We start from the raw sequence: 20,659 nt of genomic DNA, 5'->3' as shown, positions 1-20,659 counted from the left end.
GTGAGTTTGGCGGCCGGATCAGGGCCGATACGGCCCCGCTGAAGGCTTGGAGGATGGGCGTGGCTGTTGTGCACGATTTGACCCCGCAGGACGTGGCCCAGGGGATCGCGGAAGGGCGAATTCTTCTGGTTGACGTGCGCGAGCCGAATGAAGTTTCCGCGGAAGCCTATCCCGACGGCGTCGTCGTTCCGCTGTCGGGCTTCGACCCGAAGCTGATCCCGGATCCCCAAGGCAAGGACGTCGTGTTCGCCTGCCGCTCTGGCAAGCGCTCGGTGACGGCATCGCTCGCCGCGCAGGCCGCCGGGCTGCCCTACGACAAGCATCTCCAGGGCGGTATGCTTGGCTGGAAGGCGGCCGGCCTGCCGACCAGGACCGGCGGCTGACAGGCGATCATGATCTCGCAGAACAAGGTCTTCGCCGACCTGCCCGTCACCATTTTCGAGCAGATGTCGCAGCTCGCGCGCGACAACGACGCCATCAATCTGGGGCAGGGCTTTCCCGACGATCCGGGTCCGGAGGATATCCGCCGCGCCGCAGCCGACGCGGTCCTCAACGGCTACAATCAGTATCCGTCGATGATGGGCCTGCCGGAGCTGCGCCAGGCCATCGCCGCGCACTACAAGCACTGGCACAAGCTCGATCTCGATCCGATGAGCGAGGTCATGGTCACCTCCGGCGGCACCGAAGCGCTGACGTCGGCGATCCTGTCGGTGGTCGAGCCGGGCGACGAGGTGATCTGCTTTCAGCCGGTCTATGATTCCTATCTGCCGATCATCCGCCAGGCCGGCGGCATTCCGCGCCTCGTCCGCCTCGAGCCGCCGCATTGGCGGCTCTCGGAGGAGATGCTGCGGCAGGCGTTCTCGCCAAAGACCAAGGCGGTGCTGTTCAACAACCCGCTCAACCCGGCCGCGGTGGTCTACCCGCGCGAGGACCTCGAGCTGTTGGCACGCTTCTGCCAGGAGTTCGACGCGGTCGCGATCTGCGACGAGGTGTGGGAGCACGTCGTGTTCGACGGCCGCGCGCACATTCCGCTGATCGCGATTCCCGGGATGCGCGACCGCACCATCAAGGTCGGCTCGGCAGGCAAGATCTTCTCGTTGACGGGCTGGAAGATCGGCTTCGTCTGCGCCGCGCCGCATCTGTTGCGCGTGGCCGCCAAGGTGCATCAATTCCTGACCTTCACGACCGCGCCGAACCTGCAGGTCGCGGTCGCCTACGGCCTCGGCAAGTCGGACGACTATTTCGTCAACATGCGCAGCGAGCTCGCGCGCAGCCGCGACCGGCTCACGGCCGGTCTCGAAAGCCTTGGCTTTCCCGTGCTGAAGGCGCAGGGAACCTACTTCCTGACCGTCGACCTTTCGCCGCTCGGCCTCAACGAGACCGACGAGCAGTTCTGCCGCCGCATCGTCCACGACTACAAGGTGGCCGCCATCCCGGTGTCGGCGTTCTACGAGACGGACGCCGTGACCTCCGTGGTGCGGTTCTGCTTTGCCAAGAAGGACGCAACCCTGGATACGGCGCTGGAGCGCCTGTCGGACGCCATCCACCGGCGCTAGGAGACAAGTGATGACGCGCGGCTGCATGGGTTCGGCGCTGGCGCTGGCCGTCGCGGCGTTGACGCTTTCCGTAACGGCGGGGCGCGCCGAGGAGCGCGTCGTCAACTTCTACAACTGGTCGAACTACATGGCGCCCGGTGTCCTTGACGACTTCACCAAGGAGACCGGCATCAAGGTGGTCTACGACACGTTCGACGCCAACGAGACCCTGGAGACGCGGCTGCTCGCCGGCAAATCCGGCTACGACGTCGTGGTGCCGACCGCGTACTTCCTACAGCGCCAGATCAAGGCAAAAATCTTCCAGCCGCTCGACAAGTCGAAGCTGCCGAATCTCGCCAATGCCTGGCCTGTCGTGACCGAGCGTCTCGCCACCTACGATCCCGGCAATCAGTTCGCCGTCAACTACATGTGGGGCACGACCGGGATCGGCTACAACGTCAAGGCGGTCGAGAAGATCCTGGGTCCCGGCGCGCGCATCGACAGCTGGGACATGGTGTTCAAGCCGGAGAACCTCGCCAAGTTCAAGGATTGCGGAGTCCACATGCTGGATTCCGCCGACGACATCTTTCCGGCGGCGCTGAGCTATCTCGGCATCGACCCGAACTCGACCAGGCAGGCCGACCTGGAGAAGGCGGCCGAGGTGGTCGGCAAGGTCGCGCCATCGGTGCGCAAGTTTCATTCGTCGGAATATCTGAGCGCGCTCGCCACCGGCGAGATCTGCCTCGTCGTCGGTTGGTCCGGCGATATCATGCAGGCGAGGAGCCGTGCCGAGGAAGCGAAGAACGGCGTCGAGATCGGCTATGCGATCCCGAAAGAGGGGGCGCAGATGTTCTTCGACAATTTTGCGATTCCCGCCGACGCCCCGCACGTGGCTGAGGCGTATGCGCTGATCAACTACCTCTACCGCCCGGAGGTCGCCGCCAAGAACTCGGACTTCCTGTCCTATGCCAACGGCAACCTGGCCAGCCAGAAGCTGATCGACCCAAAGATCCTTGGCGACAAGAACATCTATCCGGACGACGCGACCTTGAAGAAGCTGTTCGTCATCACCGCCCGTGAGCCGGCGACGCAGCGGATCATCAACCGGCTCTGGACCAAGGTGAAGACGGGCAGGTGATGACTCCCGTCATTCCGGGATGGTGCGCAAGCACCATTCCGGGATGGTGCGCAAGCACCAGACCCGGAATCTCGAGATTCCGGGTTCGATGCTGCGCATCGCCCCGGAATGCCGAGACTTGATCGCTTGGTTTGATCTGACAAATCGGTTGAGATCGATCACGTCATCCGGTGCATCGCGCAGAGCTTGTTGCCGTCGAGGTCGCGCAGGTAGGCGAGATACAGCTTGCCGGCCGAACCTTCACGAACACCAGGCGGGTTTTCGCAGGTGGTGCCGCCGGCTTCGAGCCCCGCCGCATGCCAGGCGTCGGCCTGTTCGGGCGAGCTGCAGGCAAAGCCGATGGTGCCGCCATTGGCAGGGGTCGCGGGCTGGCCGTTGATCGGCTTCGACACCGAGAAGATGCCGGTCGGTGTGATGTAGAAAATGCGGTGGCCGTCGACCCTGGCGGGGCGCACGCCCAGCGTCCCCAGCAGCTTGTCGTAGAAGGCCTTGGCCTTGTCGAGGTCGTTGGTGCCGATCATCACGTGCGAAAACATTCGCGCTTGTCCTCCCTGGAGCTTCCGAACAGCCGTCGGATACGCGGCAAAGGTAGCGAGCGGCGATGGAAGAGGTAAGAGTTTTCTTCGAATGGCCCGTCAGCGGTAGAAGATGCTGCAGTCCCACTTCCTCGTGGTGGAATTTGCCCGGGCGCCGACTACCGCCAGCGCCGGTGCAGCCAGAGCCATTGCTCGGGATATTCGCGGACCCAACTCTCGACGACGTCGGTGACCGCCTGCGTCGTGCCCTGGATGTCGATCTGACCGTCGGCCGTCCGTACCGGCTTCACTTCCTCCGATACTTCGGCGCGGAAGCGATTGCCGGGGAGGCGGATGATGCGCACGCCGTGCACGGGGCATTCGACCTGGCGGAGCAGGCGCGCCAGCATCGGGTTGGCGCGGGTCTTGCGGCCGAAGAACGTCACCTCGACGCCGCCGGTCAGGTACTGATCGACCAGCATCGCGACGTGCTGGCCGGCCTTCAGTGCCTCGGCAAGCCGCAGCGGTGCGTCGCGGCCAGCCGGGATCAGCGTGCCCATCTTGACCTGCCGCATCTCCTGGATGATGCGGTCGGCGGCAGCGATGTTGGGGCGGCGGTAGAGGATCGCGGTATCGAGCTTGTGGGCGACGGCGGCGAGCGCCGGCATCTCCCAATTGGCGAGGTGGCTCGCGAAGATCAGGGCGGGCTTGCCGTCGAGACGGAGCTGATGGAACAGCTCATGGGTCCGCGGCGACAGCTCGATGCGGCTGCGCTCGGGATGCTCCTCGTCGAAATCCCAGATCTTGTCGAGATGGGCGAACTCGGCGCCGACACGGCCGAGATTGTCCCAGACGCCGGCAAGGATCTGCTCGATCTCCTCGGGCGACTTTTCCGGGAAAGCCTTGGTGAGATTGTCGCGGCCGATGCGCTGCTCGCGAAGCTTCGGGCCGATCCACTGCGCGATGCGTGCGAAGCGGTCAGCGGTCTTCTGCGGATCGAAATAGCGCGTCGTCTTGAGCATGCCGACCGTCAGCGCGCCGACGGCCGAGGACCCGAGCGACTTCACCTTCTGGCGGATGACGAGCTTGGTCCGGAGGGGAATGAGACTCATCGATACGACAGGCGGATCAGGCAGGTTCGCGGGTCAGGATCAGCGAGGCGTTCTGGCCGCCGAAGCCGAACGAGTTCGACATCACGGTGGTGACGCGCGCCTCGCGCGCCTTGTTGCCGACGACGTCGAACAGGATCGCGGGATCCGGAATGTCGTAGTTGATGGTCGGCGGGATCAGCTGATGCTCGAGCGTGAGCAGCGAGATGATCGCCTCGACCGCGCCGGCCGCCGAGATGGTGTGGCCGACCATCGACTTGTTCGACGACACCGGAATCCTGCCGGTGTGCTCGCCGAACACGGCGGAGACGCCGACATATTCCATCTTGTCGTTCTCGGGCGTCGCGGTGCCGTGGGCGTTGATGTGGTCGATCTGCTCCGGCGCCATGCCGGCATCGGCCAGCGCCTTGCGGATGCAGCCGATGATCGGCTTGCCGTCCGGCGAGGAGCGGGTGCGGTGGAACGAGTCCGTCAGCTCGCCGCAGCCGGCGACGACACCGAGGATTTTTGCGCCACGCGCCACGGCCGCATCGTAGCTCTCCAGCACCAGCGCGCCGGCGCCTTCGGCCATCACGAAGCCATCGCGATTCTTGGAGAACGGCTTGGACGCGGCCTGCGGCGGATCGTTCTGCGTCGACAGCGCCGACAGCAGCGAGAAGCGCACGAGGCCTTCCGGATTGACCGAGCCTTCGGTGGCTGCGCACAGCGCCACGTCGGTCTCGCCGCGCCGGATGGCTTCGACGCCGAGCTGGATCGCGGTGGCGCCGGAGGCGCAGGCGGTCGACAGCGAGATCGGCGAGCCCTTGGTGCCGAACGTATCGGACAGCGAATCCGCCACCGAGCCGAACAGGAAGCGATGATGATAGTTGACGAACTTGCCGCCGCCGCAGACCTTCAGAAGGTCGTCATAGGTGAACTGCGTGCCGCCCACCTCATGGGCGAGCTCCAGCCGCTGCGGCCACTCGATTTCGACCGGCGCAACCGCAAGAAACAGCGGACCCGGGAAGTCGCCCTTGGAGCCGATGCCGGCCTGCGCGATCGCTTCCTCGACGGCCATGTGGCCGAGCCGCTCGGAGAGGCCCGTCGAGGTAAACGGAGCCACGGGCACGAAGTCGACCGTGCCGGCCATCGTCGTCTTCAAGCCGTCGATCGGGAAGCGCGTGATGGTGCGGATGCCGGACTCGCCGGCAACGAGCTTTTTCCAATTGTCCGACTTGCCCGCCCCGAGCGAGGTGACGATGCCCATCCCGGTCACGACCACGATGGGGCGTCCAAACTTGTCGCGTGCACTCATGATGTTCCCCGTCGCGTCTCGGTCGGCCGTGCCGCGTTCACTTGACTGCTTCGACCAAGGCCATGCCTTCGCCGCGGTAATGGCCGGCGCCGACCACGACGATTTGGGTCGGAGCCTCCTTCATGTCGGTTTCGATGCCCGACGAATCGCCCGGAGCGAACAGGGCTCCCCGCGAGATCGAGAGCGCCGCGAGCGCCAGGCCGAGGGCGAATTGCGCTTCCATCGAATGACCGAAGCGGGTCCCGCTCGACCTGACCGCGAACGATTTGTGGTGGTCGAGGAACGCGCGTTCCTCCGAGGTCACGGGCTCGGCCCCGGTGGCGCCGGTGATGATGGCGCCCGGCGCTTCCCGAACGTCAAGCGCCGACCACAGCCGGTCGAGCGTTCCGGTCACGGCGCCAGCCTCCTTGCGGCGGGCGCGGTCGGCCACGACCTTGCTCAGCCGCGCCAGCGGCTTGGCGCCGCGGGCCTCGGCATGCGGCTTGGATTCCAGCACCAGGAAGGCGCCGGCCGAGCCGAGCGCAAATCCCGGATGGTCCTTGCGGGCCCAGACCGGCTTGAACTCGTTCTTCAGATTGTAGTCGCCGAACTCGTAGAGCACGAGCAGGTCCTTGCGCTCGCCATTGTGCGAGCCTCCGACCAGTGCGATGTCGCTCTGGCCGCCGGCGATGCGCGCCAGCGCGATCTTGAACGCGTCGACGCCCGCGACCTCCTCGCCCATGAAGGTGCGCGAGGTGCCGCAGACGCCGTGCGAGATCGCGATGTTGCCGGCGAGCAGGTTGGACAGCTGCGCCAGGAACAGCGTGGGGCGCAGATCGCTCATCAGCCGGTCGTTCAGGAAACCGGGCGTGCAATTGCCCTGCGCTTCGGCGTTGAGAATGGCGGTGTCGACGGAGATGTCGCGCTCGCCGCCGCCGGCGGCCACGATCATGTCCATCCGGGACAGGATGTCCTTGTTGCCCTTGAGGCCGGCCGAATCCAGCGCGAGGCCCGCGGCGTAGGTGCCGATGCGCTGCCACGCCTCCATCTGGCGCTGTTCCTTCTTGGGGATCTGCGCTTCCAGATTCACCTTGGCCCAGGGATGCACGATGTAGGGCGCGAAACCCTGCTCATCGACGTTGATCCGGCCGGAGTTGAGGGCGTCCCAGTTCGCATCGAGTCCCTCGCCAAGCGAGGTCGCAAGACCGATACCGGTGATCCAGACTTCGACGGGTTCGGAGGTCACGGCTGTCGTCTCACTCATCGCTGCAGGACCTGTTGCGGAAAGCCGACGCGCTCGGCGACGGCGTCCATGTGCCCGCGCAGCTCCGGATTGGGGAAGGGGACGTGACTGAAAGTGATGGTCGCATTCGAACGCAGTTTGCCACCGACCTTCACGCGCGCTTCGGTCATGGCGTAACCGGAGCCCTCGTGCAGCACGTTGGCCTCGACGGTCAGCACCTCGCCCGGCGACACGAAGCCGCGCATCTTGGCCTCCTTGACTGCGGCAAGGAACGGCATCCGCTCGAACTTCATCAGCGCGAGCAGCAGCCAGCCCGATGTCTGCGCCATCGATTCGATCAGGAGAACGCCGGGCATGATCGGATAGCCCGGGAAATGTCCTTCGAAGATCGTGCTTTCGGTGGGGACCTTGGCTTCGACGGTGATGGTCTTCTCGTCCAGCCGGAGATCGAGAATGCGGTCGATGAGCAGGAAGTATTCGATCTGCATGGCGGGCGCTCACGCGCCCTTGGCGGCGACCAGCTCGTCGATGCGGGCGCACAGGTTCTTCAGCACGAAATACTGCTCGGTGCTGGCTTTGCCGTCGTTGACTTCCTGCGTCCACTTCTCGAGCGGCAGCTTGATCCCGAAGGCCTTGTCGATCGCAAATGCGATGTCGAGGAAATCGAGGCTGTCGATGCCCAGATCGTCGATGGCATGGCTATCCGGCGTGATCGTGTCGCGCGGGATGTCGCAGGTTTCAGCGATGATCGTGGCGACCTGATCGAATGTTGAGGACATCACTAAGCCTTTGATATTTTGGAGCTAATCCGGTAGGTGGCGACGGGAGGACACCGCGCCCCCGGGGCCGTCTGATGCGAGCCCTTCTACCCCCGTCGCCCGGGAGTCGTGTGCCCGTATATCGGAGCGACGCGGTGAGTTCAATGGAGCCGGACACGGCGGTTGTGGCGGGATTGTGATGCCTCGTCGGCCGCGGCAGCCGCGTCCAGCAGGGGGATCAGGGCGTGTAGGTCTCGGTGATGATGCGGGCGCAGTCGCGCCGTCCGGTCAGCAGGCAGTCCTGGGTCTTGCGCAGGTCGGCAATGCTCATCGCCAGCCAGATGCCGATCGCGGTCAACGCGACCGTGAAGGCGATGGCGGCGATGTTGGCCAGGATGCGGTGACGGAAGTCATCGGGCTCCTCGCGGGGCTGCTCATACCGGGAGAGATCGAGTGTCGGTCGCTCGCCCCGATGCAGCTGAATCGGCGGACTGCCGCCCTCGGTGACGCGCCGCACCGGACTGCTGCGCGGCCGGAACGGCACCACGCGATGCTCTTCCTCCGCTGCAATGGGGCGCTGGGACTTCATGCCTCGACTCCGATGGTCCGTTCTAGCACGCAGGCCCGACCTCTCACAAAGAAACTTTGCCATAATTGAGCTGCATCAGCAAAGCATCTCGCTCCTCGAATGCATCCAATCGGCGCCCGCTCCGCGGGTGATTGGAACCTGCCGCGGCCGGTCCGAACGGCGTCGCAGCTACGGGCAGATGCGCTGGAACGGCTCGGCAGGCGTGGCATAATGCTGATCATCCCCCGGAGCCCAGCCATGGCCAATACCCGCGAGCCGCTGCTTCATCCCGTGCCGATCCTGTCGCTGCGCCCGACGCAGATGACCGTGGGCATGCGCGAGGTGAAGGAGAAACGCGAGCGCTGGCGCGAGCACAAGTCGAAGAAGAAGCAGGCCGAGCTGCTCGGCAAGCACATGATCCCGGTGGTGCTTGGTCCCGATGAGCGGCACTACGTCGTCGACCACCATCACCTCGCCCGCGCGCTCCATGACGAGGGCGTCAAGGACGTGCTGGTCACGGTGATCGGCGACCTCTCGATGGTCGATCGCGAGGCGTTCTGGGGCGTGATGGACAACAAGCGCTGGGTCTATCCTTACGACGCCAAGGGCGAGCGGCGGCATTTCAAGGATCTGCCGAAGTCCGTCGCGAATCTGAAGGACGATCCGTTCCGCAGCCTGGCCGGCGAGCTGCGCCGCGCCGGAGGCTTCGCCAAGGACACGACGCCGTTCAGCGAGTTCCTATGGGCCGACTTCCTGCGCCGCAAGGTCAAGCGCAAGACGGTCGAGACCCATTTCGCCGCCGCCATGGAGCACGCGCTGGCGGCCGCAAAGAGCCACGACGCGGTCTATCTGCCGGGCTGGTGCGGGCCGGCGTCGGACGACTGATCGTCTCACTTGGTCTTCGGCAGCCGCCCCATCAGGTAGAACTCGTCGTTGGGCCGCATGCCCGTGACATTCGCGATCCGGTTCGACAGCGCGAAGAACGCCGCGATCGCGGCGATGTCCCAAATGTCGTCGTCGCCGAAGCCGTGGCCGGCCAGCGCCTTGAAATCGGCATCCCCGACCGTTTGCGCCTCGAGCGCCACCTTCATCGCGAAATCGAGCATCGCCCGCTGCCGTGGCGTGATGTCGGCCTTGCGGTAGTTGATCGCGATCTGGTCGGCGATCAGGGGATTCTTGGCGCGGATGCGCAGGATCGCGCCGTGCGCGATCACGCAATACTGGCACTGGTTGGCGCTCGAGGTCGCGACCACGATCATCTCGCGCTCGGCCTTGGTCAGCCCGCCGTCCTTCTCCATCAGCGCGTCGTGATACGCAAAGAACGCGCGGAACTCGTCCGGCCGGTGCGCAAGTGTCAGGAACACGTTGGGCACGAAGCCGCTCTTCTCCTGCACGCCGAGCAGGCGGGTGCGGATGTCGTCCGGCAGCGCATTGATTGCGGGGACGGGGAAGCGGCTGATGGCGGGCTGGGTCATGGCAACGGGTCCGGCATGCGTGGCAGGGGGCGAACCTTAGTCGATCGCGGCGCAGGCGCAACGGTCCAGCTCGGTCCATCACCCGCCAGTGGTGGAGCGCCCGCAACGCCTCCTCGGCAGCCGTCGTCGGTCGGGATTAAAGAGGGGCCGCCGCCGGCTTTAGCGCAGCGGCTTCTTCAGCAGGGAGAAGCGGTCCGGGTCGAGACCCATCGATGGCTGCAGCATTGGCGCGTCCAGCGAGGCGGACAGGCTGCCGCGATCTCCGAGGTTGCCGGCGCCGCTGTCGCCGCTCGACGCGTCCCGGCTCGAGGTCGCTCCGCGCCAGCGCTCCAGCACCGCACTGACGAAATGCATGTCGTGTCCGGCATTGACCGAGCGGACGGTCGCGATCGTCGCCTCGCTGCGCGGCAATTGATGCAGCGGCACCTCCTTGAAGCGCAGCCGGGTCGGCAGCGCGACGCCTTCGCCGAACGCCAGCACCTCGCGGGTGCCGAGCGAGGGAACGAAGGAGAGCAGGTTGGCGGCGGCATCCGACACCGCCGAACGCAGCAGCGACTGGTCGCGCTCGTTGGCGAGCCGCATCGTGAACAGCGTGTTGCACTGGGAGATGATGGTGGCGTCGAGCTCGGCCGGCCGCTGGGTGATCAGGCCGAGATAGACGCCGTATTTCCGGCCTTCCTTGGCGATGCGCGAGATCGCCTTGCGGGTCGGGCCGAAGCCGATCGAGCGGTCGGCCGAGGCGTAACGGTGCGCTTCCTCGCAGACGAACAGCAGCGGCGAGACGCCGTCGCTCCACAGGCCGAAATCGAACGCCATGCGGCACACGACCGAGACCACGGAATCGACCACCTCGGCCGGGAAGCCGGCGAGCTGCATGACCGTCATCGGCCGGCCGTTGGCCGGCAGGCGGAACAGGTGGCTGATGACCTCGGCCATGGTGTCACCGCCGACATTGGCGTTGTCGAACATGAAGGCGTAGCGCGGATCGTTGCGTACCGTCTCGATCCGCGAGATCAGCTTGTGATAGATGATGCGCGAGGAGCGGTTCTCGAGCTTGCCCATGCGCTCGTCGATCAGGTTGATCAGGTCGACGAGGCGGTAGGGCACCGGCGTATCGACGGTGTAGCCGACGGTCTTCGGGTCGATGCGCTTGAGCCCGATGCGGTCCGTGTTCTGGTATTGGGTGTAGATGCCCTTCGCCAGCGGGATCACTTCGGCCAGGATGTCGAGCTCTTCCGGCACGCCCGGCCGGCCGCCGAAGAGGACGTCGACGATCTCCTCGAAATTGAACAGCCAAAACGGCAGCTTCAGGTTGCGCGGGTTCAGCACCAGCGCCTTTTCACCAAAGCAGCGGCCATATTCGTTGTGGACGTCGAGCAGGAAGATGCGCAGGTTCGGCCGCGCCTTCAGGATCTCGTTGAGCAGCAGCGACACGCCGGTCGATTTGCCGACGCCGGTCGAACCGAGCACGGCGAAGTGCTTCGACAGCATTTCCTCGACATTGACGCAGGCGCGCACGGAGGTGTCCTGCTGCAGCGCGCCGATGTCGATGTGGTCGCCGGAGGTCGGCGTGTAGATCGTGCGCAGCTCCTCGCTCGTGATCATGTCGACGGCGTCGCCGATGGTCGGGTAGTGGGTGACGCCGCGCTGGAACTTGGGCCGCTCGGCCGGTCCGAGAATCTCGCCGAGCAGGTCTACCGAAGCCGTCGCGACGTATTCGTTGGCACGCGAGAGGTCCTCGCTGGTCACCTCGGTGATGATCGCAATGATCGTGGCGCTCGGGCAGCGAATGCTGATGAAACGGCCGACTGTCGCGCGGATATCGGAGACGTTCATCTGCTGTGTCGACAGAATGCCGACGCGGGCCTGGGAGCCCCGCACCGAGATCACGCGTCCGAAGGATGTCACGGTCATGAAACCTGTGGTGAATTGTTGAATTGACACCTTCTCTGCTGGGACTGGAAAATTTGTTAAGCGGGCAACGTTTGTGACTGTGCCGCCCGCCCAGCCCGGTGGTCGGAGGGTCGCGCGGGGCGTTGCGATCGCACCTCCTCAATGGGACCTAAGGCCTTGCACTGTAAGGCTTTCTCAATCCTTTCCTCAAGCGTCGCGCGAACCGTTCGGGTTAACGTCCGGTTCACCATCTCCAAGGCTCTTCCTGAACGGCTCTTCGGCTGTGGAGGCCCCGGCGCCGAAAGAAACCTGGAGGGGCTGCCGCGCCGATCCGAACCTCCAGCCGCTCAGCGATTTGATCGCAATCAATCTGGAACCCGGGCGTGCCGGCTATATTTTTCCCGTCAAGCGCGAGGGAGCGGATGCCGGCCGATCAACGAAATCGGTCGCGCCCATGCCGTTGCGGACCCGATCCTCGCGTGAAGCAGGAGGATGATGTTATGGCTGAACCTACCAAGCTGCCCGTCAACACCGAGAAGGCAGGTGCGCCATCCATGCAGGGATGGCGGCCGTTCGAGAACCTGCGCCGCGAGATCGATCGCGTGTTCGAGGACTTCCACGGCGGGATCTGGCGCACGCCGTCGCTGTTCGACCAACTGCCGGGCCTGGCCCGCGCACGGTCCTTTGCCGTGGCGCCGGCGGTCGACGTCGCCGAGCACGACAATGCCTACGAGGTCACCGCTGAGCTGCCCGGCCTCGACGAGAAGAACGTCGAGGTGAAGGTTGCGAGCGGCGTGCTCTCGATCAAGGGCGAGAAGCAGGAGGACAAGGAGGAGAAGAAGAAGGACTATTACGTCCGTGAGCGCAGCTTCGGCTCGTTCGAACGCTCCTTCCAGATCCCCGACGGCGTCGACACCGACAAGATCGAGGCCGTGTTCAAGCAGGGCGTGCTCAAGGTCACCCTGCCGAAGAAGCCCGAGGTACAGAAGGCCGCCAAGACCATCGACATCAAGGCGGCGTGACCGCATCTCGTGGCTGTCCGTCCCATGATCATGGGACAGACGATGGATCGGACACCAAGGAAGGGCCGCGCGTGCGGCCCTTTTTTTCGCGGAGCTGCAGGGGTAATCTGCCTTCCAAGCAAACGGTCGGCGATGCCGGCCGGGGAACGACCGGAAGGGAGACGAGAGGATGGGCAAGCTCGCACTGGCGGCCAAGATCACGCACGTGCCGTCGATGTATCTCAGCGAGCTGGATGGTCCGGCCAAGGGCAAGCGACAGTCGGCGATCGACGGTCATATCGAGATCGGCCGGCGCTGCCGCGAGGCCGGCGTCGACACCATCGTCGTGTTCGACACCCATTGGCTGGTCAATGCCGGCTACCACATCAATTGCGCGCCGCATTTCGAGGGGCTCTACACCTCGAACGAGCTGCCGCACTTCATCGCCAACATGACCTATGAATACGACGGCAACCCGGAGCTGGGCCACATCCTCGCCGAGGGCGCCAACGCCCATGGCGTTGCCACCATGGCCCACGATGCGACGTCGCTGGCGCTGGAATACGGCACCTTGGTGCCGATGCGCTACATGAACCCCGACCGCCACTTCAAGGTCGTCTCCGTCTCGGCGCTGTGCACCTCGCATTATCTCGCCGACAGCGCCAAGCTCGGCTGGGCCTTCCGCCGCGCGGTCGAGGATCATTACGACGGCACGGTGGCCTTCTTCGCCTCGGGCTCGCTGAGCCATCGCTTTGCCCAGAACGGCACCGCCGACGAGTATCGCGACCGGATGTTCAGCCCGTTCCTGGAGCGGCTCGACCACGAGGTGATCCAGATGTGGGAGCACGGCGAGTGGCCGGATTTCTGCGACATGTTGCCGGAATATGCCAGCAAGGGCCATGGCGAGGGCTTCATGCACGATACGGCCATGCTGCTCGGCGCGCTCGGCTGGAACCACTACGACCGCGGCGTCGAGGTGGTGACGCCGTTCTTCCCGTCATCGGGGACGGGCCAGATCAACGCGGTGTTTCCGGTCTCGCCGATGCCGCATGTGCTCGACGACGTCGGCCGGCCGCGCGCCGCCGCACTCGCGGGCGGTCGGCTGTAGCGCCTCTCACCAGACCTCCGGATGCCGGAGCACCTCGATGATGTCCTCGGGATAGATCTGATCGGCGGTCGCCGTGAGCTCGGCTGGTCGCCGCCATTTGCTCGGTGTTGAATGCTCGGTGTTGAACCGCCGCGTCGGCCGCGCGACCAATGCGGGACGGATCGGAGGCCGGTGACCGTTCAATGCTGACGAGAATTCTGCTGCTGACCGCGATGCTCATCGCGCCGGGCATTGCCACTGCGCAGGCGCCGCATCGCGAAGCCTGCAACGTCGAGGCCGACGTCACCGACCGCGATCCGAATGGTGCCAATGTCCGTGCCGAGCCTGGCGGCAGCATCGTCAAGGTCCTGAAAAATCCGACCAGCGATGGCTGGATCGTCGTGCATCTCGTCGCGCAGCAGGGCGACTGGTTCGAGATCGACCGGGCCATGCTGAACGACGTCGATCAGGGCAAGGAGACCGTGATCTTTCAGGGCAGGGGCTTCCTGCATCGGAGCATCGTCGGCGCCGGCGGCCTGCAGAACGGCGCGGCGATCTACCGCGATCACGCCACGTCGAGCGCGAAGCTCGACCCGCATGCGAGCGGTGACCAGTCGGTCGAGCTGCTCGGCTGCTTTGGCGACTTCGCCAAGATCCGCGTCAAGAAGGGCATCGGCTGGACCCGGCAGCTCTGCACCAACATGGTGACGACCTGCTCGTGACAGCGTGCGCTCGCCGAGCTCCGTCGCGGGCAGCCCGTTGACCACGGCTGCGTTGCAGGTCGTCGCGCCTGCTCAGGCCGCGCGCTGCTGGTGCTGCGACAGCCGCTCGCGCTCGCGCCGGCACCCGGCCGCGAATTGGCGCAGCCGCTCGATCGTCAGCGCGTCGGTGATGCTCCGCTCGAGCCGCTCGGCCCGCTCGATCTGATCGTCGAGGTCCATCAGCTTGGTCATGTCCCGTCTCCCTGGCCAGACAATTTGAAGCAAATTGCATCGTTCCGGCCGGATGAGGATCGTGGTGAATGACGGGTTAATTCCGTGATCGGGCGCACGCTGGAAGGATCGTCCCGGCGAGCCGACGATGGACCGGCGGGACTGCGTCGTCGACGCATCGCAAGCGTCGGCATGGGTCGAACGGCGCACGGGCGCGACGCTGTGCCGGCCGGACGAGATCTGATTCAAGCGCTAGCCGGTCGTCGCTCGTGCGCAATAGTCATGCCAGAACGTCCGGTATCCCTGTTCTACATGCTGCGTGTAGAGCGCGCCGTTTCCGGCGGCTGAATTCAACACCCTGGCGGGCAGCTCGGCCCGGAGCGCGGCAAGCTCGCCGGGCCGCGAGCAGAATTTCAGCGTTGTCGCGAGATAGCCTTCGTCGTCATCGGCGACCCACGCGTCGAGGCCGACTGCCTTGACGATCGCGCCGCCCGCCCGTGCCGAGGGGGTGCTGCCAAGCTTGGTGACGACAGGCACGCCCATCTGCAGCGCCTCCCACGTCGAGATGCCGCCATTTTGCGGGAACGGATCGAGTGCGATGTCGATATCGGCGAACGTCGCAAGATGCTCCTCGCGCGACGTCTTTCCGACGCAACGGACGCGTTCCGCGGCGATGCCGTGGGCGACGAAGCGGGCGATCAAGCCGTCGCGCAGCAGGGGATCGTTCATCGCATGGTTCTTGACGACGATCATCGAGCCCGGCGTCGCAGCCATCAGCTTCGACCATAGAGCCAGAGTCGGCTCCGAAAACTTGTCGGCGCGATTGAACGAGCCGAAGGTGACGTGTCCGTTGCGAAGCATCGGCAGCGGCGACGGCGGAATTGGAGGCGGCGGTTCGATCGTGATCAGCGACGGCAGATCGTAGATCTTTTCGGCAAACAGATGCCGGACCGCGGCCGGAATCGTCACCGCATCGGCCAGCAGATAATCCATCACGGGCAATCCGGTGCCAGTGACGCTGCCGACGGCCGAGACCTGGATCGGGGCAGGCTTGCGCGCAAACAGCGTGAGCCGGTGGCCGGCGGAATGTCCCGAGAGGTCGACGAGGATGTCGATCTTGTCGGCCCGGATCTGCTCGTCGAGCTTGTCGTCGGTCAACTGCCAGGCCTCGACCCAGCGATCGACCAGCGAACGACACAGCTCGGTCTTGGCGTCCCTCGTCGGTGAACACGAATAGGCAACGATTTCGAATTTGGCGCGATCGTGATGGCGAAGGATCGGCAGGAAGCCGAGAGCGGCCGAATGCTCACGGAAATCGGACGACACGTAGCCGACGACAAGGCGCCGGTCCGGGTCCAGATTCCGCTCGCCGAGCGGCAGACGCGGCAACCGCGAGCCGATCGCCTCCCACCAGTGTCTCCGTTCTGCCTGGAGACGTTCGACCCCGACGTCGGGCAGGAAATCCAGCGCGAAGATCTTCTTGGTGATCGCGTCCTCGTAGTCCGGATTGATCGCGAGCGCGCGGTCGTAATCCGCAATCGCCGTGGCGATGTCGCCTTGCATCGCGGAGCAGACCCCGAGCAGGGTCCAGGCGCTCTCCTGCTTCGGGTTCTGCGCCAGCATCTTGTCGATGAGCGAGGTCGCCAGGGCGATGTTGCCGCGGACGAGCGAAACCGTGGCCTTGCCGCGCAGGGCGTCTTCCAGCAGCGGTTCGAGGGCCAATGCCGCGTCAAAATCGGCTTCCGCCTCGGCGAACTTGCCCTGCTCCTGATAGGCTCGCCCGCGCTGGGCGAGGGCAGGGGCCGCAGTCGGATTGATCGCCAGTGCCGACGTCAGCGCGGCCACTGCAGTATCGAAGTTCCGCAGGTTCATGCTGACCAGGCCCTTGCCGAACAGGGCCGTCAGCAGCCGCGGCTGCAGCGCGAGCGCGCGATCGAAGCTCTGACCGGCGTCTTCGTACCGGCCCGTGAGCAGCAGCGCCATCCCGCGATTGGCGTGCGCGTCGCCATAGCCGGGCTTCAGCGCGATGGCCCGGTCGTGCGCGGTGATCGCCTCCTCGAAACGCGACAGGCTCATCAGCGTGTTGCCGAGATTGGTGAGCGCGGTCGGGAAGTTCGGCTGGAGTCCGATGGCGCGTTCGTAACGGGTGCGAGCCTCGTCATAGCGGCCGAGCCGGAACAGCGACAGGCCGAGATCGGACTGGGCTTCGGCCGAGCGCGGGTCGACCTCGGTCGCCCGTGCCAGGACGCGCACGGCTTGGTCGAACCGGCCGCAGTCCCGTTCGGAGACGCCGAGCAGATGCAGGGCCCCGAAATGCTGCGGCAGGTCCTGCAGGATCTGCTGGCACAGGGCCTGAGCCTCCGGATGCCGGCCTTCGCGGTAGGCCTTGACCGCCGCTGGCAACAGCACGTCCGCCTGTTTCTTGGCCCGCTTTTGCAGCCTTGCGTTCTGGAAGGCACGGGAGCCGACGCTGCTTTGCAAAGTGTTTTCCTCCACAGAACCGGTCCATTGCTCGCAATGGTTGTTCCGTCATCGCCGATTCGCAATGAGCAGACGTTAACGCGCGGGACGCGTGCCGAAGGGGTGGTGGACGCCGCAGCGTGTCCGCGCCTGGGGATGGATCCCGAGGCAAAACGACCCCGATACTTCTCAGATCACGAGGATGAGGCTGTCGTGCTTTCAGGCCGTCGCGGCAGTGGTCAAGCTGGCTGGGGAACCTGGATTCGAACCAAGACAAACAGAGTCAGAGTCTGTTGTGCTACCGTTACACCATTCCCCAACGGAATGCCCTGCAGTTTCAAGCAATTGCCGGACTGTCTGGCACCGTTTTGCGCGCCGGCCGGCAAAGCAGGGCGGCGACGACGGGTCCTTCTACCCGCATGTCTCAGGCTTTGGCAAGCCGCTGGATGACGGATTTCCAACGTGCTCTGCCGCCCCGCCGCGCCACCGGGCCGGCAGGGTCTAGCGCTTGCCTCTCGCGGCCTGCGGCTTTCGCGGCGCGCCGTCCGGGCCGGCGCGCAGCAGCAGGACCAGGCAGGCGCCGAGCCGTTCCCCGATCTCGTCATCGTCGATCGACAGCGGGCCGGGATCGTTGAGGACGGCGTTCACCAGGGTGCCGAGCACGACCTGGACGCCGAACGCGACCGTCTTTCGCGCCTCCGCTGTTCGCGACCGCGTGCGCGAGGCCGGGCCGGCGCGCCGGCCCGCAGGCAGCAGGAGCAGCGCCGCGCGCTCCGACAGTGCCTGTGCCAGCTCCTTGAAGCCGCTCCAGTGGTTCGGTCCGGGCTCGCTGCGCACGAGCGCTGCGCGTAGCACGCCCTTGTGACGGCGCATCCACAGCACGGTGCCGCGCACCAGCAGGTGGCATTGCGGGTCGCCCGCGCGGACGGGATCGGGCGGCGGGAGTCTCAAGAGCTGTTTCCGCCCGTCCGCCAAAGTGAGCGCGAGCAGGGCGTTGAAGTAGGCCTCCTTGCTGTCGAACCGGCTGTAGAAGGCGCCGACCGTTGCCCCGATATGCGCACAGAGGTCGCTGATCGACAGCTCCGCGAGGCTGCGCGTGCGCAGCAGCTCCTCGCCGGCCATCAGCAGGGCAAGCGTCGTCTCGCGGCTGCGCTGCTGCCGCGACGGGGTCACGCCGGGCAGGTGGTCCGGCGCGATCCGCTGCGGCATGTCGCTGGCTCCATCTGGAATAATAATAATAATTATGATTATGATCCGAGGCAAGCCTGGCCGTGCCACCCAGCCCCGGGGCGTCGCGGATCCCAGAGCAATCACAACGATAAACTCGTACGGGCTGCGAGGCGCAGCCGGGACGCGAGCGAGAGGGAGGACGAGGCATGAGCGAGCCCGCATTCGGCGGTAGGATCGGCAGGACCATCGCAGGCTCCAGACCCTGGTGGCCGGCGCCGCAGCAGCCGCCGAAGGGCGCGCCCAACATCCTGGTGGTGCTGTTCGACGATGTCGGCTTCTCCGATTTCGGCTGCTACGGCTCGCGGATCCGCACCCCCGCGATCGACGGGCTGGCCGCGCAGGGCCTGCGCTATTCGGGCTTCCACACCACAGCGATGTGCTCGACCACACGGGCGGCACTCCTGACCGGTCGCAACCATCATTCAGTCGGCGTCGGCTGCCTTGCCAATTTCGACTCGGGCTATCCCGGCTATCGCGGCAAGATCGCGCGCGAGGCGGGGACGCTGGCCGAGATGCTGCGCGCCCATGCCTATCGCAACTACATGGTCGGCAAATGGCACGTCACGCCCTTGACCGAGAGCGGCGCGACCGGGCCGTTCGACGGCTGGCCGCTGGGGCGCGGCTTCGACCGCTTCTATGGCTTCCTCGACGCCGAGACCGATCAATATGCGCCGGAGCTGGTGCTCGACAACACCCATGTCAGCCCGCCCGGCAGCTACGCCGACGGCTATCACCTGACTGCCGACCTGGTCGATCAGGCGATCTGCTTCATCGCCGACCACACGGCCGACCGGCCCGAGCTGCCATGGTTGACCTGGCTCGCGCTCGGCGCCTGCCACGCGCCGCATCAGGCGCCGCACGACATCATCGAGAGCTACGACGCGGTCTTCGCCCATGGCTGGGACGCCGAGCGCGCGCAGCGGCTGGCGCGGCAGAAGGCGATGGGGCTGGTGCCGGAGAGCACGGACCTGCCGCCGCGCAATGATGGCGTGAAGCCCTGGGAGGCCCATTCCGAGGATGAGCGGCGCGTCTTCACCCGGCTGCAATCGGCCTTCGCCGGTATGCTCGATCATGCCGACCAGCATCTGGCCCGGCTGCTCGCTTTTCTCGACAAGACCGGCCAGCGCGACAATACGCTCGTGATCGTCATGTCGGACAATGGCGCCAGCCAGGAGGGCGGGCCGCTCGGCTTCGTCAACGCGATGGGACCGTTCAACTTCAAGCCGGAGCCGATCGCCGAGAAGCTCGCGCGGATCGACGACATCGGCGGGCCGGATACGCACTCGAACTTCCCGCATGGCTGGGCGATGGCGTCGAACACGCCGCTGCGCCGCTACAAGCAGAACACCCATGGCGGCGGCATCCGCGATCCCTTCATCGTCTCCTGGCCGCAGCGCATCGCGGCGCGCGGCGAAGTCCGCCACCAGTTCGTCCATGCCTGCGACCTCGTGCCGACCCTGCTCGACCTGATCGGCATCGATGCGCCGGCCACGATCGCGGGTGTGCCGCAGATGCCGCTCGAGGGCGTGAGCTTCGCCGCCTCGATCACCGATCCGGCGGCACCGTCGAAGCAGGTCGCGCAGTATTTCGAGATGTTCGGCCATCGCGGCCTCTGGCACGACGGCTGGAAGGCGGTGGCCTTTCACCCGTCGGGCACGCCGTTCGACAACGATAGATGGGAGCTGTTTCATCTCACGCAGGATTTCTCCGAGACGCATGATCTCGCCGCCGCCGAGCCGGAGCGGCTCGCGGCACTGGTGAAGCTGTGGTGGGAGCAGGCGGAGGCGCACCAGGTGCTGCCGCTCGACGATCGCTTCGGTCCGCGCTTTGCCGAGAACGCGGCGCGTTTCCACGGCGCGCGCACGCGCTTTACGTTCCACGCCGGCATGGGCCATGTGCCGACCGACGTCGCGCCCGACGTGCGCAGTCGCGACTATCTGATCGAGGCCCACGTCGAGATCGATGCAGAGGGCGCATCCGGCGTGCTCATCGCCCATGGCGATGCGACGTCGGGCTACAGCCTCTACGTCAAGGATGGTCATCTCGTGCACGATCTCAACATCGGCGGCCGGCACGAGATCATCAGCTCGACACGCCCGGTGCCGGCGGGATCGCATCGCCTGGGTGTCCGCGTCGAACGTCTCAGGCGGCAGACCGAGCCCGCCAAGGGCGCGCGCACCGGCATGAGCCGGTACACGTTGCTGATCGACGGCGAGGAGGCCGGCGCGCTGACGACGCAGCTCGCCTTCCACACGCTGATCTCCTGGTCGGGGCTCGACATCGGCCATGACCGCGGCAGCCCGGTGTCGGACTATGCGGCGCCGTTTGCGTTCACCGGACGGCTCTCCCACGTGACCGTGACGATGCAGGACGAACAGAGTCTGGACGGCGAGGGCGTCGCCACCGCCGAGATGGCGCGGCAGTAGGCGACGACAAGCGGCG

The 20,659-nt window shown here is 65.8% G+C and carries 21 protein-coding genes and 1 tRNA gene; 8 read left to right on the top strand and 14 right to left on the bottom strand.

Annotated features, from left to right (window positions below):
* Positions 1 to 53 precede the first annotated feature (53 nt).
* From QW861_RS03410 to QW861_RS03400, 3 genes are read left to right on the top strand one after another with little or no spacing between them, the layout of a single operon-like run.
* The gene (locus QW861_RS03410; RefSeq protein WP_315714496.1) at positions 54 to 383 is read left to right on the top strand and encodes a rhodanese-like domain-containing protein; all 330 of its coding nucleotides are present in this window, start codon (positions 54 to 56) and stop codon (positions 381 to 383) included.
* A 9-nt stretch (positions 384 to 392) separates the two neighbouring features.
* Entirely contained in the window at positions 393 to 1,556 is a 1,164-nt protein-coding gene (locus tag QW861_RS03405) for an aminotransferase (protein ID WP_315714495.1), read from the top strand.
* Positions 1,557 to 1,566: 10 nt separating this feature from the next.
* Entirely contained in the window at positions 1,567 to 2,673 is a 1,107-nt protein-coding gene (locus QW861_RS03400) for a polyamine ABC transporter substrate-binding protein (RefSeq protein WP_409998612.1), read from the top strand.
* 158 nt (positions 2,674 to 2,831) lie between these two features.
* On the opposite strand, the gene QW861_RS03395 is transcribed toward QW861_RS03400, so the two are convergent.
* The 7 genes from QW861_RS03395 to QW861_RS03365 form a co-directional block, all read right to left on the bottom strand.
* The gene (locus QW861_RS03395) at positions 2,832 to 3,209 is read right to left on the bottom strand and encodes a VOC family protein (RefSeq protein ID WP_315714493.1); all 378 of its coding nucleotides are present in this window, start codon (positions 3,207 to 3,209) and stop codon (positions 2,832 to 2,834) included.
* 158 nt (positions 3,210 to 3,367) lie between these two features.
* The gene (locus tag QW861_RS03390; RefSeq protein WP_316192719.1) at positions 3,368 to 4,300 is read right to left on the bottom strand and encodes a lipid A biosynthesis lauroyl acyltransferase; all 933 of its coding nucleotides are present in this window, start codon (positions 4,298 to 4,300) and stop codon (positions 3,368 to 3,370) included.
* A gap of 16 nt (positions 4,301 to 4,316) precedes the next feature.
* Positions 4,317 to 5,591: a beta-ketoacyl-ACP synthase gene (locus QW861_RS03385; protein ID WP_409998744.1), complete on the bottom strand. Its 1,275-nt coding sequence runs from the start codon at positions 5,589 to 5,591 to the stop codon at positions 4,317 to 4,319.
* 37 nt (positions 5,592 to 5,628) lie between these two features.
* Entirely contained in the window at positions 5,629 to 6,834 is a 1,206-nt protein-coding gene (locus QW861_RS03380; protein ID WP_316192718.1) for a beta-ketoacyl-ACP synthase, read from the bottom strand.
* Entirely contained in the window at positions 6,831 to 7,301 is a 471-nt protein-coding gene (locus tag QW861_RS03375) for a 3-hydroxyacyl-ACP dehydratase FabZ family protein (RefSeq protein WP_315714490.1), read from the bottom strand. The genes QW861_RS03380 and QW861_RS03375 overlap by 4 nt, the downstream gene beginning before the upstream one ends.
* A 9-nt stretch (positions 7,302 to 7,310) precedes the next feature.
* A complete protein-coding gene (locus QW861_RS03370; RefSeq protein WP_006609130.1) occupies positions 7,311 to 7,592 on the bottom strand; it encodes an acyl carrier protein in 282 nt (93 codons plus the stop codon).
* Between the two features lie 217 nt (positions 7,593 to 7,809).
* Entirely contained in the window at positions 7,810 to 8,160 is a 351-nt protein-coding gene (locus tag QW861_RS03365) for a hypothetical protein (protein ID WP_315714489.1), read from the bottom strand.
* Positions 8,161 to 8,397: 237 nt separating this feature from the next.
* Between QW861_RS03365 and QW861_RS03360 the strand changes: the two genes are divergently transcribed.
* Entirely contained in the window at positions 8,398 to 9,024 is a 627-nt protein-coding gene (locus QW861_RS03360; protein WP_315714488.1) for a ParB-like protein, read from the top strand.
* Positions 9,025 to 9,029: 5 nt separating this feature from the next.
* Here QW861_RS03360 and QW861_RS03355 read toward each other — a convergent pair whose 3' ends face one another.
* Both QW861_RS03355 and QW861_RS03350 read right to left on the bottom strand, forming a co-directional pair.
* On the bottom strand, positions 9,030 to 9,614 hold the full coding sequence (locus QW861_RS03355; protein WP_315749700.1) for a peroxidase-related enzyme: 585 nt from the start codon (positions 9,612 to 9,614) through the stop codon (positions 9,030 to 9,032).
* Positions 9,615 to 9,773: 159 nt separating this feature from the next.
* Positions 9,774 to 11,528 (bottom strand): ATP-binding protein, encoded by a 1,755-nt coding sequence (locus tag QW861_RS03350; RefSeq protein WP_315749702.1) that lies wholly within the window; start codon positions 11,526 to 11,528, stop codon positions 9,774 to 9,776.
* Positions 11,529 to 12,007: 479 nt separating this feature from the next.
* On the opposite strand from QW861_RS03350, the gene QW861_RS03345 reads away from it, so the two are divergent.
* A complete protein-coding gene (locus QW861_RS03345) occupies positions 12,008 to 12,529 on the top strand; it encodes an Hsp20/alpha crystallin family protein (protein ID WP_315714485.1) in 522 nt (173 codons plus the stop codon).
* A 169-nt stretch (positions 12,530 to 12,698) separates the two neighbouring features.
* Positions 12,699 to 13,616 (top strand): 3,4-dihydroxyphenylacetate 2,3-dioxygenase, encoded by a 918-nt coding sequence (gene hpaD / locus QW861_RS03340; RefSeq protein WP_315714484.1) that lies wholly within the window; start codon positions 12,699 to 12,701, stop codon positions 13,614 to 13,616.
* A 6-nt stretch (positions 13,617 to 13,622) separates the two neighbouring features.
* Here the strand turns inward: hpaD and QW861_RS03335 are convergent, their stop codons facing one another.
* Positions 13,623 to 13,766, bottom strand: a complete 144-nt coding sequence (locus QW861_RS03335; RefSeq protein ID WP_315714483.1) for a hypothetical protein — start codon at positions 13,764 to 13,766, stop codon at positions 13,623 to 13,625.
* A 32-nt stretch (positions 13,767 to 13,798) separates the two neighbouring features.
* Between QW861_RS03335 and QW861_RS03330 the strand changes: the two genes are divergently transcribed.
* Complete coding sequence (locus QW861_RS03330) at positions 13,799 to 14,317, top strand: hypothetical protein (protein ID WP_315749704.1); 519 nt, start codon at positions 13,799 to 13,801, stop codon at positions 14,315 to 14,317.
* Positions 14,318 to 14,389: 72 nt separating this feature from the next.
* Here the strand turns inward: QW861_RS03330 and QW861_RS03325 are convergent, their stop codons facing one another.
* The 4 genes from QW861_RS03325 to QW861_RS03310 form a co-directional block, all read right to left on the bottom strand.
* A complete protein-coding gene (locus QW861_RS03325) occupies positions 14,390 to 14,548 on the bottom strand; it encodes a hypothetical protein (RefSeq protein WP_315714481.1) in 159 nt (52 codons plus the stop codon).
* 231 nt (positions 14,549 to 14,779) lie between these two features.
* Positions 14,780 to 17,008, bottom strand: a complete 2,229-nt coding sequence (locus tag QW861_RS03320) for a tetratricopeptide repeat protein (protein ID WP_316192717.1) — start codon at positions 17,006 to 17,008, stop codon at positions 14,780 to 14,782.
* 224 nt (positions 17,009 to 17,232) lie between these two features.
* Positions 17,233 to 17,306, bottom strand: a tRNA-Gln gene (locus QW861_RS03315).
* A gap of 182 nt (positions 17,307 to 17,488) precedes the next feature.
* Positions 17,489 to 18,196 (bottom strand): TetR/AcrR family transcriptional regulator, encoded by a 708-nt coding sequence (locus tag QW861_RS03310; RefSeq protein ID WP_316192716.1) that lies wholly within the window; start codon positions 18,194 to 18,196, stop codon positions 17,489 to 17,491.
* A 167-nt stretch (positions 18,197 to 18,363) separates the two neighbouring features.
* Here QW861_RS03310 and QW861_RS03305 point away from each other — a divergent pair, with 167 nt between their 5' ends.
* Positions 18,364 to 20,643: an arylsulfatase gene (locus QW861_RS03305; protein WP_316192715.1), complete on the top strand. Its 2,280-nt coding sequence runs from the start codon at positions 18,364 to 18,366 to the stop codon at positions 20,641 to 20,643.
* The last annotated feature ends 16 nt before the right edge of the window (positions 20,644 to 20,659 follow it).

This window comes from Bradyrhizobium sp. SZCCHNRI1029 (assembly GCF_032487555.1).
GTDB lineage: Bacteria > Pseudomonadota > Alphaproteobacteria > Rhizobiales > Xanthobacteraceae > Bradyrhizobium.
Note: the sequence above shows the minus strand (reverse complement) of the source record. Positions and strands in the feature narration are given on the sequence as shown.

Bases quoted from the DNA above. Each gene is read 5' to 3' on its own strand.
- QW861_RS03410 (WP_315714496.1), top strand. From the start codon at position 54: ATGGGCGTGGCTGTTGTGCACGATTTGACCCCGCAGGACGTGGCCCAG.
- QW861_RS03405 (WP_315714495.1), top strand. From the start codon at position 393: ATGATCTCGCAGAACAAGGTCTTCGCCGACCTGCCCGTCACCATTTTC.
- QW861_RS03400 (WP_409998612.1), top strand. From the start codon at position 1,567: ATGACGCGCGGCTGCATGGGTTCGGCGCTGGCGCTGGCCGTCGCGGCG.
- QW861_RS03395 (WP_315714493.1), bottom strand. From the start codon at position 3,209: ATGTTTTCGCACGTGATGATCGGCACCAACGACCTCGACAAGGCCAAG.
- QW861_RS03390 (WP_316192719.1), bottom strand. From the start codon at position 4,300: ATGAGTCTCATTCCCCTCCGGACCAAGCTCGTCATCCGCCAGAAGGTG.
- QW861_RS03385 (WP_409998744.1), bottom strand. From the start codon at position 5,591: ATGAGTGCACGCGACAAGTTTGGACGCCCCATCGTGGTCGTGACCGGG.
- QW861_RS03380 (WP_316192718.1), bottom strand. From the start codon at position 6,834: ATGAGTGAGACGACAGCCGTGACCTCCGAACCCGTCGAAGTCTGGATC.
- QW861_RS03375 (WP_315714490.1), bottom strand. From the start codon at position 7,301: ATGCAGATCGAATACTTCCTGCTCATCGACCGCATTCTCGATCTCCGG.
- QW861_RS03370 (WP_006609130.1), bottom strand. From the start codon at position 7,592: ATGTCCTCAACATTCGATCAGGTCGCCACGATCATCGCTGAAACCTGC.
- QW861_RS03365 (WP_315714489.1), bottom strand. From the start codon at position 8,160: ATGAAGTCCCAGCGCCCCATTGCAGCGGAGGAAGAGCATCGCGTGGTG.
- QW861_RS03360 (WP_315714488.1), top strand. From the start codon at position 8,398: ATGGCCAATACCCGCGAGCCGCTGCTTCATCCCGTGCCGATCCTGTCG.
- QW861_RS03355 (WP_315749700.1), bottom strand. From the start codon at position 9,614: ATGACCCAGCCCGCCATCAGCCGCTTCCCCGTCCCCGCAATCAATGCG.
- QW861_RS03350 (WP_315749702.1), bottom strand. From the start codon at position 11,528: ATGACCGTGACATCCTTCGGACGCGTGATCTCGGTGCGGGGCTCCCAG.
- QW861_RS03345 (WP_315714485.1), top strand. From the start codon at position 12,008: ATGGCTGAACCTACCAAGCTGCCCGTCAACACCGAGAAGGCAGGTGCG.
- hpaD (WP_315714484.1), top strand. From the start codon at position 12,699: ATGGGCAAGCTCGCACTGGCGGCCAAGATCACGCACGTGCCGTCGATG.
- QW861_RS03330 (WP_315749704.1), top strand. From the start codon at position 13,799: ATGCTGACGAGAATTCTGCTGCTGACCGCGATGCTCATCGCGCCGGGC.
- QW861_RS03325 (WP_315714481.1), bottom strand. From the start codon at position 14,548: ATGACCAAGCTGATGGACCTCGACGATCAGATCGAGCGGGCCGAGCGG.
- QW861_RS03310 (WP_316192716.1), bottom strand. From the start codon at position 18,196: ATGCCGCAGCGGATCGCGCCGGACCACCTGCCCGGCGTGACCCCGTCG.
- QW861_RS03305 (WP_316192715.1), top strand. From the start codon at position 18,364: ATGAGCGAGCCCGCATTCGGCGGTAGGATCGGCAGGACCATCGCAGGC.